Below are 20,872 nucleotides of genomic sequence, written 5' to 3'. Positions count from 1 at the left end.
CCGACGCGGTCTCAGAGATCGACGTCGTCGATCCCGGTGGCCGCGGGCAGTGCGCCGACACTGCGGCCGCTCCGCGTCCCGCCCAGCGGCGCGAGGGCCTTGCCCACGGCCTCGGCCTCGCTGTCGGACCCGATATCGCGCAGGTCGGCCAGCCCGGCCCCCAGGTCCACCCGGTCCTCGCCGATGCCGATGGTCAGTGCGATGAGTTCGCACACCGCCGCCGGATCGTCGAGCCGCAGGAACCGCTCGCCCAGCAGCCCCTGCCAGTGCTCGGCGATCTCAGGATCCCCGTAGTAGCTGGACTGATTGGGCAGGATGTAGTGCACGTGCCAGCGGTCGGCGAGTTCCCGGTAGATCGAGTCGACCGCGATGTCCTGGCGCACGGCGTCGCCGATGACCGACCGAATGTGCCGCGCGGCCAAGCGCTTCTTGTTCAGCTCGTCGCCGACGATGAACAGATAACCCTTGCGGCCACGCTTCTCCCACGCGTCGGTGACGGTGTGCCGGGCGATGAAATACGCTGCCAATTCATAGCTTTCGGACTTCTGTCCGCCGCCACCGCCTTCCAGGAGGATCAGTCGCAGCTGCTCGTCCATCCGATTGTCGGATTCGAACTGCCCGACCTGCAGCGGCACCCGGTCGCTGTCGGCATCGCCGATCGCGCCGAAGAGGATCTGCGGATCATCGGCATATCCCTTGCGCTGCAACAGTCCGTGCAGCTTGGCCAGCTTCTCCTGCATGATGCGCGGCACCCGGCCCATCGACCCGGTGACATCGAACAGCACCGCGATCGGCAGCGAATTCCCGTGGTCGGCCGAGTCTCTCGACTCCCGCACGGTCACCCCCAGCGGATCCAGGGTGGGGTGTGCCTTCCACTTGTCCCACGGCACCGACCGCATGTCCGCGGTGTAGCCGAAGTCGTCGAGGCCCTTGGCCGCGCGGAAGGTCCGCGCCGCGTCGTAGGCGCTGTCGTCCCAGCGTCCGTAACCCATTGCTATCACTTACCTTTCGTGAGCTCGAAGGGCCGGAAGCGGCGCTTCCCGTAGAGCCGGTCGAGCAGATCGTCGAATTCGTCCAGTAGGTCCGCGGCCTCGGGGCGCAGCCTGGGATCGGTTTGCAGGCACCCGTGCGCGTAGGCGCGCAGGGGTGCGGGAGCGCGATCGCCGAGCATGGTGAGCATGAGGCGATGCGCGAGATACACGTCGGTGGCGGGGGAGACCCGGTCGCGGATCTCCGGGGGATAGTCGAGCGATTTCAGCGTCGCCGCGGCGGGGGTGCCGGGCCGGGTGGCGAAAGACCAACCCGCCAGGACGATTCCGTGCAGGCGCGGGTGCACGAGCACATTGGCCGGGCCGATGGCGGTGTGCACCCAGCCCGCGAGATGCGCTCCGGCCAGGCAGCGCAGCAGTCGTCGGTGCATCCACGCGTAGTCGCGCGGATCGAGCCCGGCGGGGTAGGCGGCGCGGACATCCTCGAGCGTCACGAAGCCGTCGGTGAGAGCGGCGAGGACATTGACGGTGCGGTGTTCCCCGGTCGCCGAGTCCACGTGGTCGACCGTGTCGATCAGTTCGGGGAAGTACGGCCGCAGCCACTCGTGCTCGTCGGCGGTGGCGGCGATGTCACGCAGGGCATTTCGTTCCCCGGCCAGCAACCGGTTGGCCGCCGTCCGCCGCGGAATCTTCACGACCCGGTCCGATCCGCTGAGATACACGTCGGCTACCGAACCTAAGGCGTGCAGCTTTCCGACGGGATAGCGGCCGTGCGCCCCGGTGACCTCGAAGTCCGCTTCGTCCAGCTCCAGCCAGCGCCGGTACAGCTCGGTCAGTCGGGTGAAGGCGGCACTGGCGAGCTGCGCGTCCACGGCCTCCACTCGGTCGGGATGAACGAGGGCGGCCAGCCGGTGATAGCGCCGTCGGGCGGCTTGTCGGCTGGTGGAATCGGTTGCGGCGGAACCGAAGAGATCCTCGGGCCGTCGAGCCGCCCGGATGGTCTCCGCGGTCTCTCGCGCTGTGGTCATGGTTTTAGGCTAGATGACTAAAACGAGCCGCGCCAGCGAATTGAGGCATCTTTTTGTATGTACGACGAAAACTACTGTTGGCCGCTCGGCTGACCGGAAATGCGAATCCCGCCCGTGGTGCGGAGGCTAGGGTGAGAGAAACCATGTCGTTGACTCTCACCGAGGAGATCATGATGGCAACCGCCGACTCCGCGACCGACGGTGCCGCGCGCCTGCGGAACCTGATGGCCGGGCAGGCCACGGCCGCGGACGCGTGGGAGCTGTTCGACAGCCTGCCCGCCGTGCGCGTCGAGGAGATCACCACCGGACGGTGGCGCGGCGACGAGGTCGTGACCGGGCATCCGTGGGACGGCATGCTGGTCGAAACCGGCTGGTACGGCAAGCAATTCGACAGCGCCGACAGTGTGCAGCCCCTGCTGTTCACCGGGCCTGACGGCGAGATCTTCGCGGTCGATCCCCGTCGGGTCCCGCTGTTCCTGGCGGGCCGGGTGCCGGTGCGGGCGCTGCGACCGGTGCGCGGTTCGCTCGGGGTGCTGCGGCCCCTGCTGCGCACCCGTACCCCGCGCGCCCGGCTGCGCGAACTGGAGTTTCGCGGAAAGTCCAGTGCCGCAATGATCTACGACCACCTGCCGATCATCGACATCTTCCGGCGCGTGGACGCGGACACCCTGCTCGGGGTGATGGATATGCGCGGGCTGAACGAGCCGTACTTCTTCGTTCTCTACCGCGACCGCTAGACACCCGGGAAGTGCCTGTCCCCGAGCCGGACTCGGCCTACCATCGAAGGTGATGGTCTCGACTCGGGAGGTCCCGATGGAACGTACGACCTGTCTTATTGTCGGCGGTGGTCCGGCGGGCATGTTTCTGGGGGTGATGCTCGCGCGTGCCGGGGTCGAGGTCACCGTGCTGGAGAAACACGGTGACTTCCTGCGCGACTTCCGCGGCGACACCGTGCACCCCACCACCCTGGAACTCCTCGACGCGCTGGGGCTGCGCGAGGATTTCGCGAAACTGCCGCAGCGACGGCTGAATACGGTGCAGATCCCGATCGGCGGGCGCATGGAGACGCTGGCGACCTTCGCCCACATACCGGGTCGGCACAAGTACGTGGCCATGGTGCCGCAGTGGGACCTGCTGGATCTGCTGGCCCGCGCGGGGGATATGGAACCGACCTTCCGGTTGCGCATGAATACCGAGGCCGTCGACCTCGTGCATGCTGGCGGCAAGGTCGCCGGGGTGCGCTATCGCACGAAAGACGGTGCGACCGGGGAGATTCGGGCCGATCTCACGGTGGCCTGTGACGGCCGGGCCTCGGTGCTGCGTTCGGCCGCCGGGCTCGGCGTGCGGAACTGGGCGACGCCCTTCGACGCCTGGTGGTTCCGGATCCCGCGCCACGACACGGACCCGTCCGGCCTGATCCCCGTGGTCAGCGCCAATCGGGTCGCGGTCATGTTCGATCGCGGCGACTACTGGCAGAGCGCCACCCTCATTGCCAAGGGCAGCGACGCCGAACTGCGGGCGCGGCAGCCGGTCGGCGTCATCATGCACGATATGGCCGCCGTGGTGCCGTGGCTGGCCGACCGCGTCGACGCGCTGCAGAGCTGGGACGACGTGAAACTCCTCGACGTCAAACTGGATCGGCTCGACCGCTGGTACACCGACGGCCTGCTCTGCATCGGCGACGCCGCCCACGCCATGTCCCCGGTCGGCGGCGTCGGCATCAACCTGGCCGTCCAAGACGCGGTCGCCACCGCCCGCATCCTCGGCCCGAAACTGTTGTCGCACAGCGTGACCCCCGCCGACCTGGCCCGCGTCCAACGCCACCGCACCCTCCCCACCGCCGTGGTCCAAGGCGCACAGCGATTCGCCCACGCGCGCGTCATCCGCCCGGCGGTAGCTGGTCAGCTCAACGTCTCCAACGCCCCGGAAACCCCACTCGCCCTGCGAATCTTCCGCCGCATCCCCGTGATCCGCAGCCTGCCACCCTTCATCGTCGGCCGCGGCGTCATCCCCGAACGCGTACCGGATTTCGCCCGGCGAGAGTGAGCGCGGCGTCCGGACCCCTCGTCCGACCGGATGCCGCGCTCATGTCTCGTGGATCGCTCGCCTAGCGGACGTTGCGGGGCCGGAACTGGATGCTGATGCGCGGGCCGACGGGCCGCTTGGTCTTGGGAATCGCGTGCTCCCAGGTCCTTTGGCACGAGCCGCCCATCACGATGAGATCCCCGTGCCCGAGCGAATAACGCACACTGGCCCCGCCACCGCGCGGACGTAGCAGCAGCGCCCGCGCCGCCCCGACCGACACGATGGCCACCATCGTGTCGTCGGTCGCCCCCCGCCCGAACGTATCCCCATGCCAGGCAACGCTGTCCTCGCCGTCGCGGTAATAGCACAATCCCGCCGTAGTGAACGCCTCCCCAAGCTCCCCAAAATAATGCGCGCTCAACACATCCCGAGCTTCCCCCAGCACCGGATCCGGCAACTCCCGCCCCTCCTCGTAAAAACACAGCAGCCGAGGCACATCCACCACCCGGTCATACATGGCCCGCCGATCCGCCCGCCACGGCACCCCGCCCGCCAACCGCCCAAACAACTCATCGGCCCCCCTCAACCACCCCGGCAACACATCAACCCACGCCCCCTCACCGAGCTCGGTACGCCGAACCCGATCCAACGCCCCGACCCCAACCTCCCCAAACCCATCCAGCAGCGATCCCTGCAGCGGCGTCGACATGCCCCAAAAGCTACCACATGATCGAACATGTGTTCGCATGTCGCGGAATTTATCGAGGTCCGAGGGCTTCGCGGGCCAGGAGGGCGGCCTGGGTGCGGTCGGCTACGCCTAGTTTCAAGAGGATGTTGGAGACGTGGTTGGCGGTGGTTTTGGGGGTGATGCCGAGGCGGCGGGCTATGGCGGGGTTGGCGTGACCGGCGGCGAGGAGGTCGAGGATTTCGCATTCGCGGGCGGTCAGTTGGGGGAAGGGCGGGGGTGGGGGTGGGGGTGGGGTGGGAGGGAGTGCGGCTCGGGCGATTCCGGCGCTGAGGATGACCTGGTTACCGGCCACCGCTTGGACGGCGCGGACGATGTCGTCGCGGGTCGCGCCCTTCACGAGGTAGCCGTTGGCGCCGACGGACAGGGCGGTGGTGGCGGTGTGGACGTCGTCGGCCATGGACAGGATGAGGATCGACAGGTCTGGATGTTGTTGCCGCAGTTCGCGAGTCGCGTCCAGGCCGGAGGCGTCGGGCAGGTGGATGTCCATGATGACGACATGCGGGTCGGTGCGGGCCACCACCTCCACGGCCTCCCGGGCGGTGCCCGCCGTGCCGACGACCTCGATGCCGTCGACATCGAGGGCCAGGGTCAGGCCGTCGACGACCATGGGATGGTCGTCGACGATCACCACTCGCAGCGCGGTCATCGTTCTCCTCCCGAAATCGGCAGCAGGGCCGAAACCAGTGTCCCGCCGGACGGATTCGCGGTGACCGTGCAGCGTCCGCCGATCTCCTCGGCCCGCTCGGCCATATTCCGCAGGCCGAGCCCGCGCGGCGCGTCGGCGTCGAATCCGCGGCCATCGTCGGCGACGACGAGCCGCAGCGTGTCCGCGTCCACCGCGGCGGTGACGGTGCACCGCGCGGCGGCCGCGTGCTTGGCGGCGTTCTGGAGTGCCTCGGCCGCAATGCGATAGGCGGCGACCTCGATGGCGGCGGGCAGCCGGGAACCGGCGGGCCGCATGCTCGCGCTCACGACCATGGTGGCGGTGCCGAATTGGCGCGCGAGCTGGTCCAATGCCGGGCCTAGCCCGGCTTCCGCCAGCACTGCCGGTCCGAGGTCGTCGATGACGCGGCGCACCTCACCCAGCGCGGCGGCCACATCGGTGCGGGCCTTGTGGATCAACCGGTGCGCGCGCGGTTCCTCGGCGGCGGATTCGGCCACGTCGAGGGTGAGCCCGACGGCCGTGAGCGCGGCGGCGACCCCGTCGTGCAGATCGCGGCGCAGGCGTCGCCGCTCCTCCTCGCGCACGGTCACCGTGTGCTCGCGGGCAAGTTGCAAAGCGGCCGTGAGTGATACCGCGTGGGCGGCCGCGCCCGCCTGCCGCGTCAGGTCCTCGAGCAGTCGCCGATCCGCGACACCGAACCCGGCTTCTCCGCTTCGCAGTCCCACCACCAACTCGCCCAAGTCCGCGCCCTGATGGCGCAGCGGCAGTCGAATGGCTCGATCAGGTTGCGGCACACCATATTCCGCCACCACTCGACCGGACAGCTCGATGGCCATCCACGGGCTGCGCAGTGCGGTCGCCGCGGTCGTCACCAGCTGGATCAGGGCCGCCTCCGGATCACCGGCGGTCTCGAGCGCAGTGCCGAGCCGCGACAGCACCGCGTACGGTTCGTGGCGCTGGCCGTAGACGAATCGGTCGACCGCGCCCTGTAGCCGCCGCTGCAGGGGGCTCACCACGAGACACACCAGCAGCGCGGCCGCCGGGACCGCCGAGCGCCCGGCCAGGGTGATGGCGAGGGTGAACACGGCCACCACACCCGCGGTGAGCAACCCGTAAGTGACCGCCCTGCCCACTGTTTCGCGCACACCCCACAGCCGATGGCGGATCAGCCCGAAGGCGATAGACATGGTCAGGCCCGCGGTCGCCGGAACCGCGAGTGCGTACACCCACTGTCCCGGCGGGTGGATCAACAGCAGACCGCCCGCGGTATCCAGGACCGCGAACGCGAAGACCACGCGCACGATCCGGCGATCCGGTCCGCCGCGCCGCCATCGAATCGCCAGGGCCGCCAGGCCGCTCAGGAACGCGGCATCGGTGGCGGCCACCGCGAACGGCAGCAGGGTCGCGGCCCAGGACGCGTGCGGACCCGGATTCGCGATCGACAGGGCCGGGTCACTCGACACGTTCGGATCCAACAGTTGCGCGAGGATCAAGGCGAGATTCGCGGCGAGGGTGACCACCACCCACGCCCGCCACCGCGGCGAGAGCAGGGTCCCGGTCGGAAACAGCAGATAGATCAGCACATTGGCGGCCAAGTGCGGGAACAGGATCCAGCGACCCCAGGACAGCCACGCGCCCAGCCCCGGATGCCCCGCCGTGATCGCGTATTCCCCGCCCGCCGCCAGTAGCCCCGCAGCGGCCAGGCACAACCCGCCGCCGAGCAGCAGCCACCCGAACGGCAGCCGCGGCCGCACCACCGCGGTCGCCAACCCGGTGAGCAGCCAGGTCGCCGCGGTCACCCCGGCCGCCGGATCCGCGACCGCGCCACCGGACCACCCGGCCCGGTCGGCGTACACCAGCGCCAGCGCGACCGCCGACAACCCCGCCGCGGCCAGCGCGGACGCGACCACGGTCGACCGGCGTGCGCTGGTTCCGGAGGCGAGAGCGGGGGCGGACACCCGCTATTCGTACCGCACCCACCCGCGTCGGCGCAGCGCTCGGTATCCCGGCCCGGCCGGGAAGAATTCCCGACCCGCTCGGGAACACCACTCATGCGATCGGCGCACCCGCCCCCGACGATCGACGGCATGCCGATCTCCACACCGCCCGCGGCCGCACTTACCGACGACGAACAACGCATGCTGCGCTCGATTCTCGGCAAGCTCGGGCTGGACGATCTCGGACCACATACCGGGCAGCGGGTGCTCGAGGTCGCTGAGTACCTACGCCGCCGCCCCGACGAAGGCATGCGCTGCCGGGATATCGGCCCGCTCGAGGTCGAAATCGACGGTCGCATCACGGATTTGGGCGGTCCGGTCGCCCGGCGCATCATGGCAGCGCTCGCGCTCGCCGACGGCGCCGCCGTCCCCGACGACCGGCTGATCGACCAGGTGTGGGGTGAACGCCGACCCCACACCGCGATCAATACCCTGCGAGTCGCGGTCTGGCGACTGCGCGCCGCCCTCGGCGACGACGCGCGCACCCACCTGCAACGCACCGCGGCCGGTTACGCCCTGACCCTCCCGCCCGACCGCACCGACCACGGCCGCTTCACCACGCTGGTAGACCACGGCCGAACCCGGCTGGCCGCCCACGATCCGCACGCCGCGGCCGCGGCCTTCGAATCGGCACTCGAGCTATGGCGCGGAGACCCCTGGTCCGACCTCGCCTCGACACCCGAACTAGCCGGGGCCACAGCAAGATTGGCGGAACTGCGGGCCGTGGCGCTCGAGGAACTCCAGGCCGCCAGACTGGCCTGCGGCGACACCGTCACCGCCCTGGCCGCCCTACGCACCGCCCTCACCGACGCCCCCTACCGCGAACGTCGCTGGGAACTCCTGGCCCTGGCCCTCTACCGCAGCGGCCGCCAAGCCGAGGCCCTCGCCGAACTCCGCCGCCTCCGCGCCCTCCTCATCCGCGACCTGGCCCTAGAACCCGGCCTCCCCCTCCAAACCCTCGAACACCGCATGCTCACCCACGACCCCACCCTCCTAACCCCTCACGCCACCACCTGATCATGCAGTTCGGCGAAGCCGAGAATTCGGTCCAGGACGGCGTCCTTGTCGGGCCCCTGGAATAGCAGGCCGTGGGTCGCTCCTGGGTAGATCTCCACCTCGCAGTGCGGAATCTGCTGTCGCGCACGGCCCGCGGCCGCCTCGGCATCACCGAGGACCGACTCGGCACCGTAGATGAGCAGCGTCGGGGCGGTGATCGATTGCAGTTCTTCGTCTTTCAGGCGCTGTGGCCATGGGGAGTGGGTTCGATAGCCGAGTCCGGCCTTGGCGCAGGCCATTTCCTCATCGACCGGTACGTTCCCGGGCATCAGCCACTCGGCGGCCCGGCGCATATTCCTCTCCGATGGCGGGATGGCGTAGCGAATCATTTTGAACAGCACGCGCCACGGGGTGTTGCCGACCGCTCCGCCGGGTTCGACCAGCAGCAGGCTGGCGATTCGCGGCGAGCCCTCGACCGCGGCCAGGAATGCTCGCCACGCGCCGTCGGAATAGCCCATGACGTGGGCGTGCGGTAGGTCGAGTGCCGCGAGGGTCTCGTCGAGCCAGGCGGCGTAGTCGGCTCGGCCGGTGATGGGCGCGGTCTGCACGCTGAGCCCCGGACCACCGACGATGTCGAGTGCGTAGACGGTCCGTTCGGCGGCCAGTCGGTCGATGATCGGATACCAGACCGCCCCATTGCCCATCACCGGAGGAATCAGGACGAGCGGCGCTCCCGATCCGGTGCCGCACTGCCGGACATGTGTTGTTCCGTACGAAGTTTCGACGTCGAACTCGGTGAACGGGACCGTCCACAGCTTCGATAGTGACGCATAGGCCTTCATGTAGGCGTCCCGAGCCGCCTCGCTCTTCCATTGCCCGATCCGGGTCATGGCGTCTCCCTTTGGTGATGTCGTCAGTCCCATTGCCGCTCAGGGCATTCGGTTAGGTCGCGCGGTGGAGCTCGGCCGGTTCGTGCTGGTCGAGGAAGTCGAGAATGCGCGGAACGACCTGCTCGGGGATCTGGTCGAGGATCGCGTGGCCGATGCCGGGATAGACCTCGACCTCACTGTTGGGGATCTGCTTGGCGAGTCTGCGTGCCGCACCTTCCGGGTCGCGCGAGGCCAGGCTCTCGCCGCCGAAGATTCCCAGCGTCGGCGTGGAGATGGACTGGAGTTCAGCGTCTTTCAGTACCCGCGCCCAGCCGATCCGCATCTGGAAGCCCATGATCGCGGCCTTGGCGATGGCCCACTCCTCGTCGGAGAAGGTGACACCCGGGGTGAACCACTCGTTCAGCTTGCGCATGTTCTCATCGCTGCGGCCACCGAGGCCGAATCGCATCATCGTGAACAGGGTGCGCCACAGCGGCTTGTTGAATACGCCGCCGGGCTCCACGAGAGTGACGCTCGCCAAGTGCTCGGGCTGCGCGAGTGCGGCCAGGATCGCGTGCCAGGCCCCGTGCGAGTAGCCGATCAGGTGCACTCGGTCGTGGTCGAGGGCGGTCAGCAGTTCTCGCACCCAGGCCGTGAGGTCGGCTTCCCCGCTGATCGGTGCCGTTTGGACGCTGCGCCCGGCGGTACCGAGGGTGTCGGGTGTGTAGACCACCCGGTCGCGTGTGAACTCCTCGATCCGCCGATGCCAATACAAGCCGTTGGCCCCGTAGGAGTGCAGCAGCACCACCGGAGTCCTTGTGCCGGAGCCGGATCGGCGGACGAATGTCCTCCCGTACGCGCCGGGAACCTCGAACGTCGTCGACGGAATCGGCCACCGGTCCTCGAATCCGGCGTACAGCCGCAGGAATTCCTCGCGTGCCGCCTCGCTCCGGAACTTGCTGATCTTGGCCATCGGCCTCCCCTTCATCACCTTTGATGGTATGAACGTACCATAAAAATGGTATGGGCGTACCATCAAAAATCTCTTGCCCGAGCGGATACAGGAGAGCTGGTTGGATGCCGCGTTTGGTTGATCATGAGCAGCGGCGGCGGGAGATCACTACTGCCGCTCGGAAGGTCATTGCCGCGGGTGGGCTGGATGCGGCGACGTTTCAGGCGGTGGCGGCCGAGGCGGGGGTTTCGGTGCGGCTGATTCAGTACTACTTCGGGAGTAAGCGGGAATTGATGCTCGCTACGCATCGGGCCGTGGTGGAGGACTGGGGGAAGGGGTTTGCGGAATCGGTTGGGGGGTTGGGGGCGGAGGCCTCGGCGCGGGAGGTGATTCGGGCGGTGGCGATCGGGCTGCTGCCGCTGGATGATGGTCGGCACCAGGATAATTTGGTGTTCGCGGCGTTTCATGCGGCGAATTTGACTGGGAATACCGTTACTTCGGACGAGATGATGGGGGCGCCGCGGTACTTGATCACCAGCTTCACCGAGCAGTTGCGGCGGGCGCGGCCCGATGAATCCGATACGCGCGCAAACGAACTGGACGCGGAGTTGATCGTGCTTACGACCAGCGCCGTCAGTCAGGCGATTCTGGCGGGCGGGGTCACCCGGGAGCGGGCGGTCGAAGTGCTCGACCACATGCTCGACCGGGTGTTCACCTAGCTACTGCGATTCGATCTGGGCGCGCACGAAATCCACGACGGCGTCGGTGAATTCGTCATTGGCGTCGCTGGCCGCGGTGTGGGCGGCGGTGCCGATCTCGGTGTACTCGGCGTGGGGGACCAGGGCGCGGAAGGCGGCGACGCCCTCTTCGCTGACCACGTCGGAGAGCGCGCCGCGCACCAGTAGGACCGGGATGGTCAGGTTGCGGGCGGCGTTCTCGAGGGCCTCGGTGTGCACGTCGATCTCCTCGCCGCGGCCGTCGCGCGGGCCGCCCATCATGGCCGGATCCCAGTGCCAATACCAGCGACCGTCGGCGCGCAGACGCAGATTGCGTTGCAGCCCTTCGGGATTACGGGGGCGGCGGCGGTGGGGAAGGTAGGCGGCGACGGCGTCGGCGGCCTCCTCGAGGCTGGCGAAGCCCTCCGGATTGCTGCTCAGGAAGTTGATGACGCGCTCGACGCCCTTGCGCTCCGGACGCGGCACCACGTCCACGAGCACCAGCCCCGTAATACGCTCGTGCTCAGGATGAGTGGTGGCCATCAGCCCGGTGAGTCCGCCCATGCTCGCGCCGACGATGAAGGCGGGCTTGTCGAGTTCGCGCAGCACGGCCATGAGGTCCTCGACCATGGCCTCGCGGCGATAATTGCCCTCGGGATCCCAGTCGCTGTCGCCGTGTCCACGCGCGTCGAGTAGAACCGCGTGCATTCCGGCCTTCGCCAGCGCGAGTCCGGAGTCCTTCCAGGATCCGCGGGTCTGCCCGCCGCCGTGCAGGAACACCACCAGCGGTCCGTCCTGGGGTCCCCAGCTGTCCCCGGCGATGGTGAGGCCGCCGTACCCGCGGAAGGAAACCCGGGCCGGTTCGGTGAATTCAGCGTCGTTGCTCACCCTTCGAGCATCGCACACTGCGGTTTACGGTGTATGAAGACTGGCCGGTAGCCAGGATCGGGGGTCGTCCTCGGGAGCGAAGGCCAGCGTGCGCACGGGGTAGGGAATGTGGATGCCCTCGCGCCGGTAGCGCTTGTGCAGGGCCTTGATGAACTCGCTGACCAGCAGGTACTGATCCTCGTAATGCCGGGTGCGCAGCACGACGCAGAACTCGATACCGGACTCGCCGAAGGCGCGGAACCGCACGCGCGGATCGGCTCCGGAGAAACCGACATCGAGTTCCTTCATCACCTGTTGCGCCACCTCCAGGGTCACCGCCTCGACCCGATCGAGATCGCTGTCGTAGCCGGTGGACACCTTGACCGTCACCGCCATGTCCTGTTCGGGGCGTTGGAAATTGGTGAGGATCGAGTCGGCGAACTTGCGGTTGGGCACGATGATGGAGTTGCCGGGGATGTCCTGGATGGTGGTGGTCCGCCAGTTCACATCGCTGATCCAGCCGGTCTCCCCGCTGTCGAGTTTCACGAAATCGCCGACCTGAATGGTCTTCGAGGCCAGGATGTGCACGCCCGCGAACAGATTCGCGAGGGTGCCCTCCAGCGCCAGGGCGATGGCCAGCGCGCCGATGCCCAGCGCTCCGAGCAGCGGGGTGATCTGCACACCCACCGAATCGAGGGTGATCAGCACGCCGAGAACGAAGACGACGATCCGGGTGATGGTCGAGAACAGGCTGACCGAACCGGAAATGCCGGTAATCCGGCGCGCCACCGTGGTGACCACCTCCGCGGCCAGTCGGGCCAGCGCGTAGGTGATGGCGAGCATGAACGCTGCCTCGAGGACCTGGTGCACGGCGTGCGGTGAGAACGGCAGGCCATTGGGCAGCGACAGCGCGATGAGCAGGCCGGTCAGCGAGCACAGCGGCATGGCCAGATCGCGGGCCAATCCGAATCCCATGCGATGCACGGCCAGATTGCGGGCCGAGGTCTTGGCGGCGATCCGATCGACCAGCCTGCGGGCGAGAATGCCCGCGAAGGGGCCGAGTACCGCGACGGCCACGGTGATAGCCCAGATCAGCGGCTTGTTCATCCGAGAATTCCTTCCCAACGTCAGTGGTGGGTGGAACGCCTGCCGACAACTCTCGGATCATAGCGAGCGGTCGGCGACCCCCAGGAACAGGCATAGCGAGGCCGCTACCAGCATGAATACAGCCAGATGATGCAGTCCGCCGATCCCCGAGCCGGGGGAGAGGAAGGCGCCGCTCGCGGCCGCCGCGCCGATCGCGCCGAAGTAGGAGAAGGTGCGCAGCAATCCCGCCGACGAACCTATGCGTTCCGGCTCGGCCTGGTGATACAGCGCGTTCTGATTGGCCAGCGTATTGAGCCCCTGCGGAATGCCATTGAGCACGGCCGCGATCACCAGCAGCCACAGCGCCACCCCGGAGTGCAGGGTCAACAGCAGGACCGTCATGGCCACCTGGAAAACGCTGCCGACGAGCAGCTTGCCGCGAATTCCCCTGCCGCGTCCGGTGATTGCCGATACGGCGATGGCCGTCAGCGACATGGGCAGCAGAATCAGGCCCGCCCCGGCCGCGCTGAGTCCGCGGCCTTCCTCGAGCCACTGCGTGAATCCATAGAGAAAGCAGTAACCGACGATGCAGGTCAACAGATTCCGGGTGTAAGTAGCCAAGAGCGGCAGGTTCCCACCCAGCAGTCGGACGTCGAGAAACGGCCGCTCGACCCGCAGTTCGCGCCACACCAGGACGGCCCCGGCCGCAACGGCCAGCGCGGGCAGATACCAGTGCGCCACATGCGGTTTCATGAGGAACAACAATGCGGTGATCAACATGGCCGCGAACAACGCGATGCCGGGCAGATCGACATCGGTGACCCGGCCGCGCTGGCGCGCAGGGTTTTTCGCGATCCGCCGCCACCCGATAACCAAGCACACCACCGCGAGCGGGAGGTTGATCGCGAAGGTCGCGCGCCAACCACCCAGATGGATCAGCAGTCCGCCCAAACTTGGGCCGATGACCGCGATGGTCTGATTGGCCACCGCCAGCGCGGCCAACACCCCGGCCGGACTGTCCTGCCCGGTGCGCTCGGATTCACTGCGAATCAAATACATGGACGCGGGATAGCCCGCGCACGTGCCGAATCCGAGGATGACGCGGGCGAGCACCAGCACCCACAGGGCGGGCGCGAACATCCCGAGCAGTCCGGCGACGCCGGTGAGCGCCGCCCCGGTGAGATAGAGCGGCCGTGGACCGTAGAGATCGATGAGCCGCCCGACCACCGGCTGCCCGATGGCGGTGGCCAGGTAGAGCGCCGACACCAGCCACGCGGTCTCGGAAGCGGGCGCGCCGAACGCCGCCCCGATCGGCACCAGCGAGACCGCGACAATGGACGAATTGATCGGATTCAGAATCGAACTGGTGATCATGGGCACCAGCAGCCGCCGATCGAAACCGTCCGAGCGCGGCCGGGTGCTGCGATGCAGGGTGGAAATCATTGCGGCCCCAGTCTTTCCAGCAGGTCCAGGGCCGCCAGGACGGTCTGCCGCTCCGCCTCGGTGTACTTCTGGTCCAGGGCCGAGGCGAGCCATTCCTGTCCGGCCTGTGCCCGCCCGGCCATCAGCTCGAGCCCGGCGTCGGTCAGGGAAACCAATTGCCGCCGACCGTCTTTCGGATCGGGCCGACGTTCCACGAAGCCACGCTCGATGAGGATGCCGAGATGGGTGGCGATGGCCTGCGGCCGAACCCGCTCGGCCGCGGCGATCTCACTGGCGGTGGCATCGCCGCGCTTCAACCGGCTCAGCACCGACAGCTGCGAGGGTGTCAGCTCGAGATTGTCGGACGCTTCCAGGAATCGTCGTCGCAGGCGGCTGACCAGAACGCGGAGCTCACGGGCCGCCTGGATCGAGGAGTCGGAGAGAACCGTGGATGCTTCGGACATACTCTCCACGGTAGATAGACAATCCAGGTTGCGCAATTGAAATTGAACAATCTGGATTGTCTATTCCGGCACAGTCGGCCGGTCAGCTCGCGGGCGCGGGCTCGGCGTCGAGGTACTCCTCGCGAATCTGCTTGGGCCCGAACGGCCAGGTCTTCTCCACGCGCGCCCAGAGCAGGAACGCCGCGATGCCCAGCGCGGTCCACGCCAGCGACCATTCGATCGGATGCACGCCCGGGTTCGCCTTGTCCGCGTATCCATAGATCACGGCCCAGCCGACCGCCGCGACCACCGCGGGCAATGGGTACAGCAGCATCTTGTACGGTCGGACCAATGCCGGTTGCCGTCGACGCAGCACGACCACCGCCGCGATCTGCGCGAACGCCTGAACGATCACCATGACGGTGGTCAGCAGCGAAATCAGCACGGCCAGAGGCGGATGCGTGGCCGAGGTGCCGACGTGCCGGGCGAACACGAACCCGGCCGCGGTGATCACGCCCATGACGATCAGCCCGAGCATCGGGAATTCGTGCTTGGGATGCAGGCGGGCAAAGGATTTGAAGAACACCTTGTCGCGGGCTGCGTCGAACGGCACTCGCGACCCGCCGAGCAGTCCGGCAAAAACCGAGGCGAACGCGGTGACGAGAATCAGCACCGTCACGACATTGGCCGCGCTCTTGCCCATCGTCTTCTCCAGCACCGCCGAGGCCACCGACTGCGAGGCCACATTGTTCGAGTCGAGCATGTCGTGCCAGTCGATGACGCCCAGCACCCCGATCTGCATGCCGAGGTAGATCACCATGACCGCGAGCACCGCGTAGATGATCGAGCGGGGAAGTACGCGACCCGGATCCTTCAGCTCCGCACCGAGATACGCGGTGGTGTTGTAGCCGAGGTAGTCGTAGATGCCGATGGTCAGCCCGGAGGCGAACCCCAGCCAGAAGCTGCCGTGCCCGAAGTCGATGGCGTGATCGGGCCAGGTGAACGCCATGCTCGGATGAAAGTGCGTGAACGACGCCAGAATCACCGCTGCCACCGACACGATCATGACCGCCCACATCACCACGGTGATCCGGCCGATGGAATCGATGCGCCGCCACAGCAGCACGAGCACGAGCGCGACCACGGCCAGCCCGACGATATCGCCCTGCGCGGTGGTCATGGACGGCCAGAGATAGGTCAGGTACTGCACCAGGCCCTGCACGCCCGTCGACATGATCAGCGGAATGAAAAGTATTGCGGTCCAGACGAACAGGAACGGCATCAGCCGCCCGGACCGGTACTGGAACGCCTCGCGCAGATACACGTACGTCCCGCCCGCGCCGGGCATGGCCGCCCCGAGTTCGGCCCAGACGAGCCCGTCCACGAGGGCCAGCACCGCCCCGGCGATGAAGCCGATGACGGCGTGCGGCCCGCCGAAGGCCGCGACCATGAGCGGGATGGTGACGAAGGGTCCGATGCCGACCATCTGGCTCATATTGATGGTCGTGGCCTGGAACAGGCCGATTCTTCGGGGCAAGGTGCGGGGGCCGGTCATGGCTGCCTCCGGGGCGCGCTAGGGCGTAAGGGTTTTGTAAAGTTAAATTCCTTTACTATCTGAGTCAAGGGGTGACGCCGATTGTTTACAGTCGGCTCGATGACGCATCAGGATCGGAGTGCGATGGACGAACTCCCTTGGAACCGGCAGCGTTTGCGCAGCAACAACGAGTGGCTGCTGCTCGAGCAGCTGCGCACCGCGGGCCCCAGCTCCCGCGCCCAGCTGGCCCGCGACACCGGGCTGTCCAAACCGACGGTGTCCAGCGCCCTTGCCGCGCTGCAACAGCACGGGCTGGTGCGGGAAATGGGAACCGTGGTCCCCGAGCGCGGCCGCACCGCCGTGGTCTACGAACCCGACCCGACCGCGGGCTATGTGCTCGGCCTCGATGTCGGCCGCGCGTTCCTGCGCACGGCCGTCGCGGACATGTCCGGAACGGTGTTGTCGCGCACCGACATCCCGAACCGGGCCCGCACCGCCACCGCCCTGGCCCAGCTGGCCTCCGAGGCCGTGCGCGAAACCCTCGGTGACGCCGAGGTTCCCGTGGATCGCGTGGTCCACACCGTCCTGGGCAGCCCCGGCGTCTTCGACCCCCAGGACGGCCGCATGCACTACGCGGTCAACCTCCCCGGCTGGGGCCGTGCTGGTTTGCTGGACGAACTCCGCGACGCCCTCGGCGTCTCGGACCTGTCGGTCCACAATGACGCCAACCTCGCCGCCCTCGGCGAATACGCCCACGGTGGCGGCCGCGGCAGCCGCCTGTTCGTTTACGTCCTCATCGGCACCGGGCTGGGTGTCGGAATCGTCTCCCGCGGTGAGCTTTTCACCGGAGCCCACGGTGCGGCGGGCGAGGTCGGCTTCCTCCCCGCTGCCTTCGGCGACCCCGCCGCCGGTGCCTCACGGCGAGGGGCACTCGAGGAGGCCGTCACCGCCGACGCGGTGGTTCGCGCGGCCCGCGAGCGCGGCATGACCGGCCGCCTCACCGCCAAACGCGTCTTCGACGCCGCCCGCGCGGGGGATCCCCTCGCGACCGACGTGGTCCGTCAGGAAGGTGAACGAATTGCCTTGGTGGTAGCCGCCGTCACCGCCGTCCTCGACCCCGACGTGATCGTGGTGGGCGGCGGCCTGGGCCGCAGCGCCGACCTCCTGCTCGATCAGGTCCGAACCGCCCTCGAACGCACCACCCCACTGCGCCCAACCGTCCGCCCGAGCGAATTGGGCGACGACGCGGTCCTTTTGGGTGCCCTCGCCACCGCCCTGCGCACCGCCCGCCCCCAGGTCTTCGACCGCCGCACCCCGAACGCCCAGTGAACCGGACACCCGCCACCCGAGCCCGGCCGCTGGATATGCTCGGGATATGAAGGCTCAGGGGCGTATTCATCGTTCGGTATCGACGTGGCAGCAACCCGTTCCCGTTCCTGCCTCGCCCGAACGCTCGGCGCTGATCGACCAACTGGCCGAACGCATTCTGGCGTTGCCGGTGGATCGCCCGCGGGTGGGCATCGACGGATTGACCGCCTCGGGAAAGACCAGTTTCGGCCATGAACTCGCCGACCGGATCGCCCGGGCCGGTCGGCCCGTGCTGCGGGCGAGCCTCGACGACTTCAAGAAGCCGTGGCGCGACCGGCACCTCTACGATCGCGAATCCGGAGAGGGCTACTACCGCAATGCCTTCGACTATCCGCTCATCCGAAAGCTGCTCCTCGAACCTCTGGGCCCCGGCGGCTCCGGTGACTGCGCGTTGTGTGCGATCGACCCGCTGACCCAGATCGACCACTCCTCGACGCTCACCTCCGCCGAGGATGATGCGGTGCTGATCGTCGACGGTGTCTTCGCCTTCCGCCCGGAGATCGACGACCACTGGGACTTTCGGATCTGGCTGGAGGTGTCACCCGAGGTTTCGGTTCGCCGCGGCACCGCGCGGGACAACGACGAGGCGATCCATCGGGATCGCTACCTGAAGGCCGAACAGCTCTATCTCGCGGAGGTCCAGCCGCTGCGGTTCGTAGACGTCGTCGTCGACAACTCGATCTTCGCTCGCCCGCACCTCGTTCCCGCGGGACGCAACCGGGCGTAGGATGACAGGACGAATCACGCTGAGTGGCAAGCATTCAGGGGGATGACATGTCCGAAGTCGACACCGGCGCACGGGAACTGGTCGAGCGGCTGTTTCGGGGCCTGGCGGCTCGGGATGCCGATGCGTTCGCCGAATTCATGGCCGTGGATGGGGTGGTGGAGTTTCCCTACCGGTTGCCGGACCTGCCGCCTCGGGTGCAGGGGAGGGAGGCGATTCGAGAATTTCTCGCGGCGGCGTGGAAGGACCCGGTCGGGGAGGTGCACGAGACCTTTCCCCGCCTCTACGAGACCGTTGATCCGGAGTTGTTCTTCGTCGAGAACGAGGTCGACAGGACGCTGCCGAACGCGGAGCGGGAACGAGTGCCCGCCTCCATCAATGTGGTTCGGGTTCGCAACGGTGAGGTGACACTGTTCCGGGATTACCTCGATACCGCACGCCTCGCGGGAATTCTCGACCGGGCATGAAGCTGACCGAGACGTTCGAATGGAACGGACGGGAAATCGCTTGGGGGCGGGCCGGAGTGGGGCCTGCGGTGGTGCTTTGTCATGGGACGCCGTTCTCTTCGCGGGTGTGGTCGCGATACGCGGAGGCGTTTGCGTCGAAATACGCCGTGTACCTGTGGGATATGCCGGGGTATGGGGAATCGTCGAAACATGCTGAGCACGTGGTGGATTTCGGGGCACAGGGGGAGGCGTTCGCGGCGTTGCTGGGGCATTGGGGGCTGGATCGGCCGCAGGTGATCGCGCACGACTTCGGGGGCGCGGTGGCCCTGCGGGCGATGCTGCGGCATGGTTGTGCGTTCGGATCGCTCATGCTGGTGGATGTGGTGGCGATTCCGCCGAGCGGGTCGCCGTTCTTCAAGTTCGTGCAGAGTCATCCGGATGTGCTGGGGGAGTTGCCCGGATATATCCACGAGGCCGTCGTGCGCGCGTATATCGTTGGCGCGGCACATCATCGGCTCGCGGCCGAGCGACTCGAGGAACTCGTCGCACCGTGGCTCGGTCCGGACGGGCAGTCGGCGTTCTACCGGCAGATCGCGCAGTACGACGAGTCGTATCTGGTCGACAATGAGGCCCGGCTCGGCCAGGCGAGGCTGCCCACCCACGTCGTGTGGGCCGAGAACGACGCCTGGATTCCGGTCGATACCGGTCGGCGGCTGGCGGGCCTACTGCCGAATGCGCGATTCACGACCGTTCCCGACGCGGGCCACCTCATCCAATACGACGCACCCGTGGCGCTAACGTCCCTCGTCTCCGCCTGGCTCGATACCCACGCGGGCTGAACCCGGCCTGGGATCTCGGAGGTGAACGAGGATCAGGCCGACCGCGGCGACGAGGAAGTTCTGCCGTGCGGCCGAGGAGGCGTTGACGTCCTTGTTGGCCCACATGCGGAACCATTCGCCACCGATGGTCAGGAATCCGCCGAGGAACAGCACGACGGCCATGGTCCAGCCCAGACTCGACAGCCGCACGGCCAGTTTGTCGTTCGCGCCCGGCCGCAGTGCCCGCACCCAGGCGATAGTCGCACTCACCAGGACGAAGGCGATCGAGAACTCCCAGATCACGATGAGAATGTAGGCGATCAGCACGACGGTGGAGTTGTGGATGGCATGCCAGTCCGTGCTCGGGTCGTGGATCGTCTTGTCCATCGAGAACACCGCGGCCACACCGCGTCGATTGGTATGTGGATCAGTGCAATTCGTGATCGCGACGATCAGGTAGTACAGCGCCGTGATCGCCGCCAGCACCGCCACCGCCGCCCGTCGGCTCCCGGCCACCTCGAGGAACCTCATCAGCATCCCCATGCGGTTCATCATCCCCGACGATCGTCGACGGCCGGGCCGGTTCGGCTAGGCGTCCGCGACCACCCTGCCCAGATTGTCCAGTTCATTGGATCGTCCGGCCACGATCCGCTGCGTCCATTCCTCGTCGTGCATGGGCTCGAGCGTCATGACCACCCGGACACCCTCCGCCACGGGAGTGAGCTCGACGGTGGTGAGGTGGTCGTAGGGCGCGTGCCCGGGAACGAAATCGATGTGCGACACATAGCCCAGCCGCCGCACCGGCTCGACCTCGGTGAAGGTCTTGCGTGAGGTCGTGGCCACCGGCATGCCCGCGGACTTCATGAACTCGATCTGCTCGGGTGCGGTCGCGGTCATGGTGTAGACGAGCCCGCCGCCGGGCTTGACCTCGATCTCGTCGACGTGGACCGCGAATCCGTCCGGCGCCCACCAGCTGGCAATGCCGTCGGGAGTCGTCCACAGCTCCCAAATGTGTTCGGCCGTCGCCGGGTAGGTGCGCTCGAGCACGATGGTGTCGGTCATCGGGGTCTCCTGTTCGTGAGGGTTCACGATCGTCGACGGTCGCCGCCACCGAAACTAATCGGTCCGATGTCCGTTCGCTCCGGTTTTCCGGTACCGCGGCGTGAACCAGGCCACAGCC

General features: G+C 67.6%; 22 protein-coding genes. 8 read left to right on the top strand and 14 right to left on the bottom strand.

Features of this window, described 5'->3' with window-relative positions; translation table 11 throughout:
• Nucleotides 1-11: 11 nt before the first annotated feature.
• Complete coding sequence (locus tag VMT40_RS26430) at nucleotides 12-992, bottom strand: hypothetical protein (protein ID WP_326361482.1); 981 nt, start codon at nucleotides 990-992, stop codon at nucleotides 12-14.
• A 5-nt stretch (nucleotides 993-997) separates the two neighbouring features.
• Nucleotides 998-2,017 carry a hypothetical protein gene (locus tag VMT40_RS26425; protein ID WP_326361481.1) on the bottom strand — a complete coding sequence of 340 codons (1,020 nt, stop codon included), beginning with the start codon at nucleotides 2,015-2,017 and terminating at the stop codon, nucleotides 998-1,000.
• 224 nt (nucleotides 2,018-2,241) lie between these two features.
• On the opposite strand from VMT40_RS26425, the gene VMT40_RS26420 reads away from it, so the two are divergent.
• Both VMT40_RS26420 and VMT40_RS26415 read left to right on the top strand, forming a co-directional pair.
• A complete protein-coding gene (locus VMT40_RS26420; protein WP_326361758.1) occupies nucleotides 2,242-2,754 on the top strand; it encodes a DUF4334 domain-containing protein in 513 nt (170 codons plus the stop codon).
• A 76-nt stretch (nucleotides 2,755-2,830) separates the two neighbouring features.
• The gene (locus VMT40_RS26415; protein ID WP_326361480.1) at nucleotides 2,831-4,063 is read left to right on the top strand and encodes an FAD-dependent oxidoreductase; all 1,233 of its coding nucleotides are present in this window, start codon (nucleotides 2,831-2,833) and stop codon (nucleotides 4,061-4,063) included.
• Nucleotides 4,064-4,124: 61 nt separating this feature from the next.
• On the opposite strand, the gene VMT40_RS26410 is transcribed toward VMT40_RS26415, so the two are convergent.
• From VMT40_RS26410 to VMT40_RS26400, 3 genes are read right to left on the bottom strand one after another with little or no spacing between them, the layout of a single operon-like run.
• Nucleotides 4,125-4,751 (bottom strand): alpha-ketoglutarate-dependent dioxygenase AlkB, encoded by a 627-nt coding sequence (locus VMT40_RS26410; protein WP_326361479.1) that lies wholly within the window; start codon nucleotides 4,749-4,751, stop codon nucleotides 4,125-4,127.
• A gap of 49 nt (nucleotides 4,752-4,800) precedes the next feature.
• A complete protein-coding gene (locus VMT40_RS26405) occupies nucleotides 4,801-5,436 on the bottom strand; it encodes a response regulator transcription factor (RefSeq protein WP_326361478.1) in 636 nt (211 codons plus the stop codon).
• Nucleotides 5,433-7,412: a sensor histidine kinase gene (locus tag VMT40_RS26400; protein ID WP_326361477.1), complete on the bottom strand. Its 1,980-nt coding sequence runs from the start codon at nucleotides 7,410-7,412 to the stop codon at nucleotides 5,433-5,435. Before VMT40_RS26400 ends, VMT40_RS26405 begins: the two co-directional genes overlap by 4 nt.
• 129 nt (nucleotides 7,413-7,541) lie before the next feature.
• Between VMT40_RS26400 and VMT40_RS26395 the strand changes: the two genes are divergently transcribed.
• Nucleotides 7,542-8,468, top strand: coding sequence for an AfsR/SARP family transcriptional regulator (locus tag VMT40_RS26395; RefSeq protein WP_326361476.1), 927 nt, complete (start codon nucleotides 7,542-7,544; stop codon nucleotides 8,466-8,468).
• Here VMT40_RS26395 and VMT40_RS26390 read toward each other — a convergent pair.
• Entirely contained in the window at nucleotides 8,453-9,337 is an 885-nt protein-coding gene (locus VMT40_RS26390; protein WP_326361475.1) for an alpha/beta fold hydrolase, read from the bottom strand. The two genes, VMT40_RS26395 and VMT40_RS26390, sit on opposite strands and share 16 nt — an antisense overlap.
• A 52-nt stretch (nucleotides 9,338-9,389) precedes the next feature.
• A complete protein-coding gene (locus tag VMT40_RS26385) occupies nucleotides 9,390-10,304 on the bottom strand; it encodes an alpha/beta fold hydrolase (protein ID WP_326361474.1) in 915 nt (304 codons plus the stop codon).
• Nucleotides 10,305-10,393: 89 nt separating this feature from the next.
• Here VMT40_RS26385 and VMT40_RS26380 point away from each other — a divergent pair, with 89 nt between their 5' ends.
• Nucleotides 10,394-10,987: a TetR/AcrR family transcriptional regulator gene (locus tag VMT40_RS26380; RefSeq protein ID WP_326361473.1), complete on the top strand. Its 594-nt coding sequence runs from the start codon at nucleotides 10,394-10,396 to the stop codon at nucleotides 10,985-10,987.
• On the opposite strand, the gene VMT40_RS26375 is transcribed toward VMT40_RS26380, so the two are convergent.
• The 5 genes from VMT40_RS26375 to VMT40_RS26355 form a co-directional block, all read right to left on the bottom strand.
• Nucleotides 10,988-11,872, bottom strand: a complete 885-nt coding sequence (locus tag VMT40_RS26375; RefSeq protein WP_326361472.1) for an alpha/beta fold hydrolase — start codon at nucleotides 11,870-11,872, stop codon at nucleotides 10,988-10,990.
• 24 nt (nucleotides 11,873-11,896) lie between these two features.
• Nucleotides 11,897-12,958 carry a mechanosensitive ion channel family protein gene (locus VMT40_RS26370; protein WP_326361471.1) on the bottom strand — a complete coding sequence of 354 codons (1,062 nt, stop codon included), beginning with the start codon at nucleotides 12,956-12,958 and terminating at the stop codon, nucleotides 11,897-11,899.
• A gap of 57 nt (nucleotides 12,959-13,015) precedes the next feature.
• Nucleotides 13,016-14,380, bottom strand: coding sequence for an MFS transporter (locus VMT40_RS26365; protein ID WP_326361470.1), 1,365 nt, complete (start codon nucleotides 14,378-14,380; stop codon nucleotides 13,016-13,018).
• A complete protein-coding gene (locus VMT40_RS26360; protein ID WP_326361469.1) occupies nucleotides 14,377-14,823 on the bottom strand; it encodes a MarR family winged helix-turn-helix transcriptional regulator in 447 nt (148 codons plus the stop codon). The genes VMT40_RS26365 and VMT40_RS26360 overlap by 4 nt, the downstream gene beginning before the upstream one ends.
• An 82-nt stretch (nucleotides 14,824-14,905) precedes the next feature.
• Nucleotides 14,906-16,357: an APC family permease gene (locus VMT40_RS26355; protein ID WP_326361468.1), complete on the bottom strand. Its 1,452-nt coding sequence runs from the start codon at nucleotides 16,355-16,357 to the stop codon at nucleotides 14,906-14,908.
• Nucleotides 16,358-16,456: 99 nt separating this feature from the next.
• Here VMT40_RS26355 and VMT40_RS26350 point away from each other — a divergent pair, with 99 nt between their 5' ends.
• The 4 genes from VMT40_RS26350 to VMT40_RS26335 are packed head-to-tail and all read left to right on the top strand — an operon-like array spanning nucleotide 16,457 to nucleotide 19,713.
• A complete protein-coding gene (locus tag VMT40_RS26350) occupies nucleotides 16,457-17,665 on the top strand; it encodes an ROK family transcriptional regulator (RefSeq protein WP_326361467.1) in 1,209 nt (402 codons plus the stop codon).
• A gap of 46 nt (nucleotides 17,666-17,711) precedes the next feature.
• Nucleotides 17,712-18,431 (top strand): hypothetical protein, encoded by a 720-nt coding sequence (locus VMT40_RS26345; protein ID WP_326361466.1) that lies wholly within the window; start codon nucleotides 17,712-17,714, stop codon nucleotides 18,429-18,431.
• Nucleotides 18,432-18,478: 47 nt separating this feature from the next.
• Nucleotides 18,479-18,895: a nuclear transport factor 2 family protein gene (locus tag VMT40_RS26340; RefSeq protein ID WP_326361465.1), complete on the top strand. Its 417-nt coding sequence runs from the start codon at nucleotides 18,479-18,481 to the stop codon at nucleotides 18,893-18,895.
• Nucleotides 18,892-19,713 (top strand): alpha/beta fold hydrolase, encoded by an 822-nt coding sequence (locus VMT40_RS26335; RefSeq protein ID WP_326361464.1) that lies wholly within the window; start codon nucleotides 18,892-18,894, stop codon nucleotides 19,711-19,713. The genes VMT40_RS26340 and VMT40_RS26335 overlap by 4 nt, the downstream gene beginning before the upstream one ends.
• Here VMT40_RS26335 and VMT40_RS26330 read toward each other — a convergent pair.
• A complete protein-coding gene (locus VMT40_RS26330) occupies nucleotides 19,669-20,235 on the bottom strand; it encodes a DUF2165 domain-containing protein (RefSeq protein ID WP_326361463.1) in 567 nt (188 codons plus the stop codon). The genes VMT40_RS26335 and VMT40_RS26330 overlap by 45 nt on opposite strands.
• A 45-nt stretch (nucleotides 20,236-20,280) precedes the next feature.
• Nucleotides 20,281-20,754, bottom strand: a complete 474-nt coding sequence (locus tag VMT40_RS26325) for an SRPBCC family protein (protein WP_326361462.1) — start codon at nucleotides 20,752-20,754, stop codon at nucleotides 20,281-20,283.
• Nucleotides 20,755-20,872: the final 118 nt, after the last annotated feature.

The organism is Nocardia sp. CDC160 (genome assembly GCF_035818795.1).
Lineage (GTDB): Bacteria > Actinomycetota > Actinomycetes > Mycobacteriales > Mycobacteriaceae > Nocardia.
Note: the sequence above shows the minus strand (reverse complement) of the source record. Positions and strands in the feature narration are given on the sequence as shown.

Excerpts from the sequence above, each read along its gene's own strand:
- VMT40_RS26430 (WP_326361482.1), bottom strand. The coding sequence starts at position 992 with ATGGGTTACGGACGCTGGGACGACAGCGCCTACGACGCGGCGCGGACC.
- VMT40_RS26425 (WP_326361481.1), bottom strand. The coding sequence starts at position 2,017 with ATGACCACAGCGCGAGAGACCGCGGAGACCATCCGGGCGGCTCGACGG.
- VMT40_RS26420 (WP_326361758.1), top strand. The coding sequence starts at position 2,242 with ATGGCCGGGCAGGCCACGGCCGCGGACGCGTGGGAGCTGTTCGACAGC.
- VMT40_RS26415 (WP_326361480.1), top strand. The coding sequence starts at position 2,831 with ATGGAACGTACGACCTGTCTTATTGTCGGCGGTGGTCCGGCGGGCATG.
- VMT40_RS26410 (WP_326361479.1), bottom strand. The coding sequence starts at position 4,751 with ATGTCGACGCCGCTGCAGGGATCGCTGCTGGATGGGTTTGGGGAGGTT.
- VMT40_RS26405 (WP_326361478.1), bottom strand. The coding sequence starts at position 5,436 with ATGACCGCGCTGCGAGTGGTGATCGTCGACGACCATCCCATGGTCGTC.
- VMT40_RS26395 (WP_326361476.1), top strand. The coding sequence starts at position 7,542 with ATGCCGATCTCCACACCGCCCGCGGCCGCACTTACCGACGACGAACAA.
- VMT40_RS26390 (WP_326361475.1), bottom strand. The coding sequence starts at position 9,337 with ATGACCCGGATCGGGCAATGGAAGAGCGAGGCGGCTCGGGACGCCTAC.
- VMT40_RS26385 (WP_326361474.1), bottom strand. The coding sequence starts at position 10,304 with ATGAAGGGGAGGCCGATGGCCAAGATCAGCAAGTTCCGGAGCGAGGCG.
- VMT40_RS26380 (WP_326361473.1), top strand. The coding sequence starts at position 10,394 with ATGCCGCGTTTGGTTGATCATGAGCAGCGGCGGCGGGAGATCACTACT.
- VMT40_RS26370 (WP_326361471.1), bottom strand. The coding sequence starts at position 12,958 with ATGAACAAGCCGCTGATCTGGGCTATCACCGTGGCCGTCGCGGTACTC.
- VMT40_RS26365 (WP_326361470.1), bottom strand. The coding sequence starts at position 14,380 with ATGATTTCCACCCTGCATCGCAGCACCCGGCCGCGCTCGGACGGTTTC.
- VMT40_RS26360 (WP_326361469.1), bottom strand. The coding sequence starts at position 14,823 with ATGTCCGAAGCATCCACGGTTCTCTCCGACTCCTCGATCCAGGCGGCC.
- VMT40_RS26355 (WP_326361468.1), bottom strand. The coding sequence starts at position 16,357 with ATGACCGGCCCCCGCACCTTGCCCCGAAGAATCGGCCTGTTCCAGGCC.
- VMT40_RS26350 (WP_326361467.1), top strand. The coding sequence starts at position 16,457 with ATGACGCATCAGGATCGGAGTGCGATGGACGAACTCCCTTGGAACCGG.
- VMT40_RS26345 (WP_326361466.1), top strand. The coding sequence starts at position 17,712 with ATGAAGGCTCAGGGGCGTATTCATCGTTCGGTATCGACGTGGCAGCAA.
- VMT40_RS26340 (WP_326361465.1), top strand. The coding sequence starts at position 18,479 with ATGTCCGAAGTCGACACCGGCGCACGGGAACTGGTCGAGCGGCTGTTT.
- VMT40_RS26335 (WP_326361464.1), top strand. The coding sequence starts at position 18,892 with ATGAAGCTGACCGAGACGTTCGAATGGAACGGACGGGAAATCGCTTGG.
- VMT40_RS26330 (WP_326361463.1), bottom strand. The coding sequence starts at position 20,235 with ATGGGGATGCTGATGAGGTTCCTCGAGGTGGCCGGGAGCCGACGGGCG.
- VMT40_RS26325 (WP_326361462.1), bottom strand. The coding sequence starts at position 20,754 with ATGACCGACACCATCGTGCTCGAGCGCACCTACCCGGCGACGGCCGAA.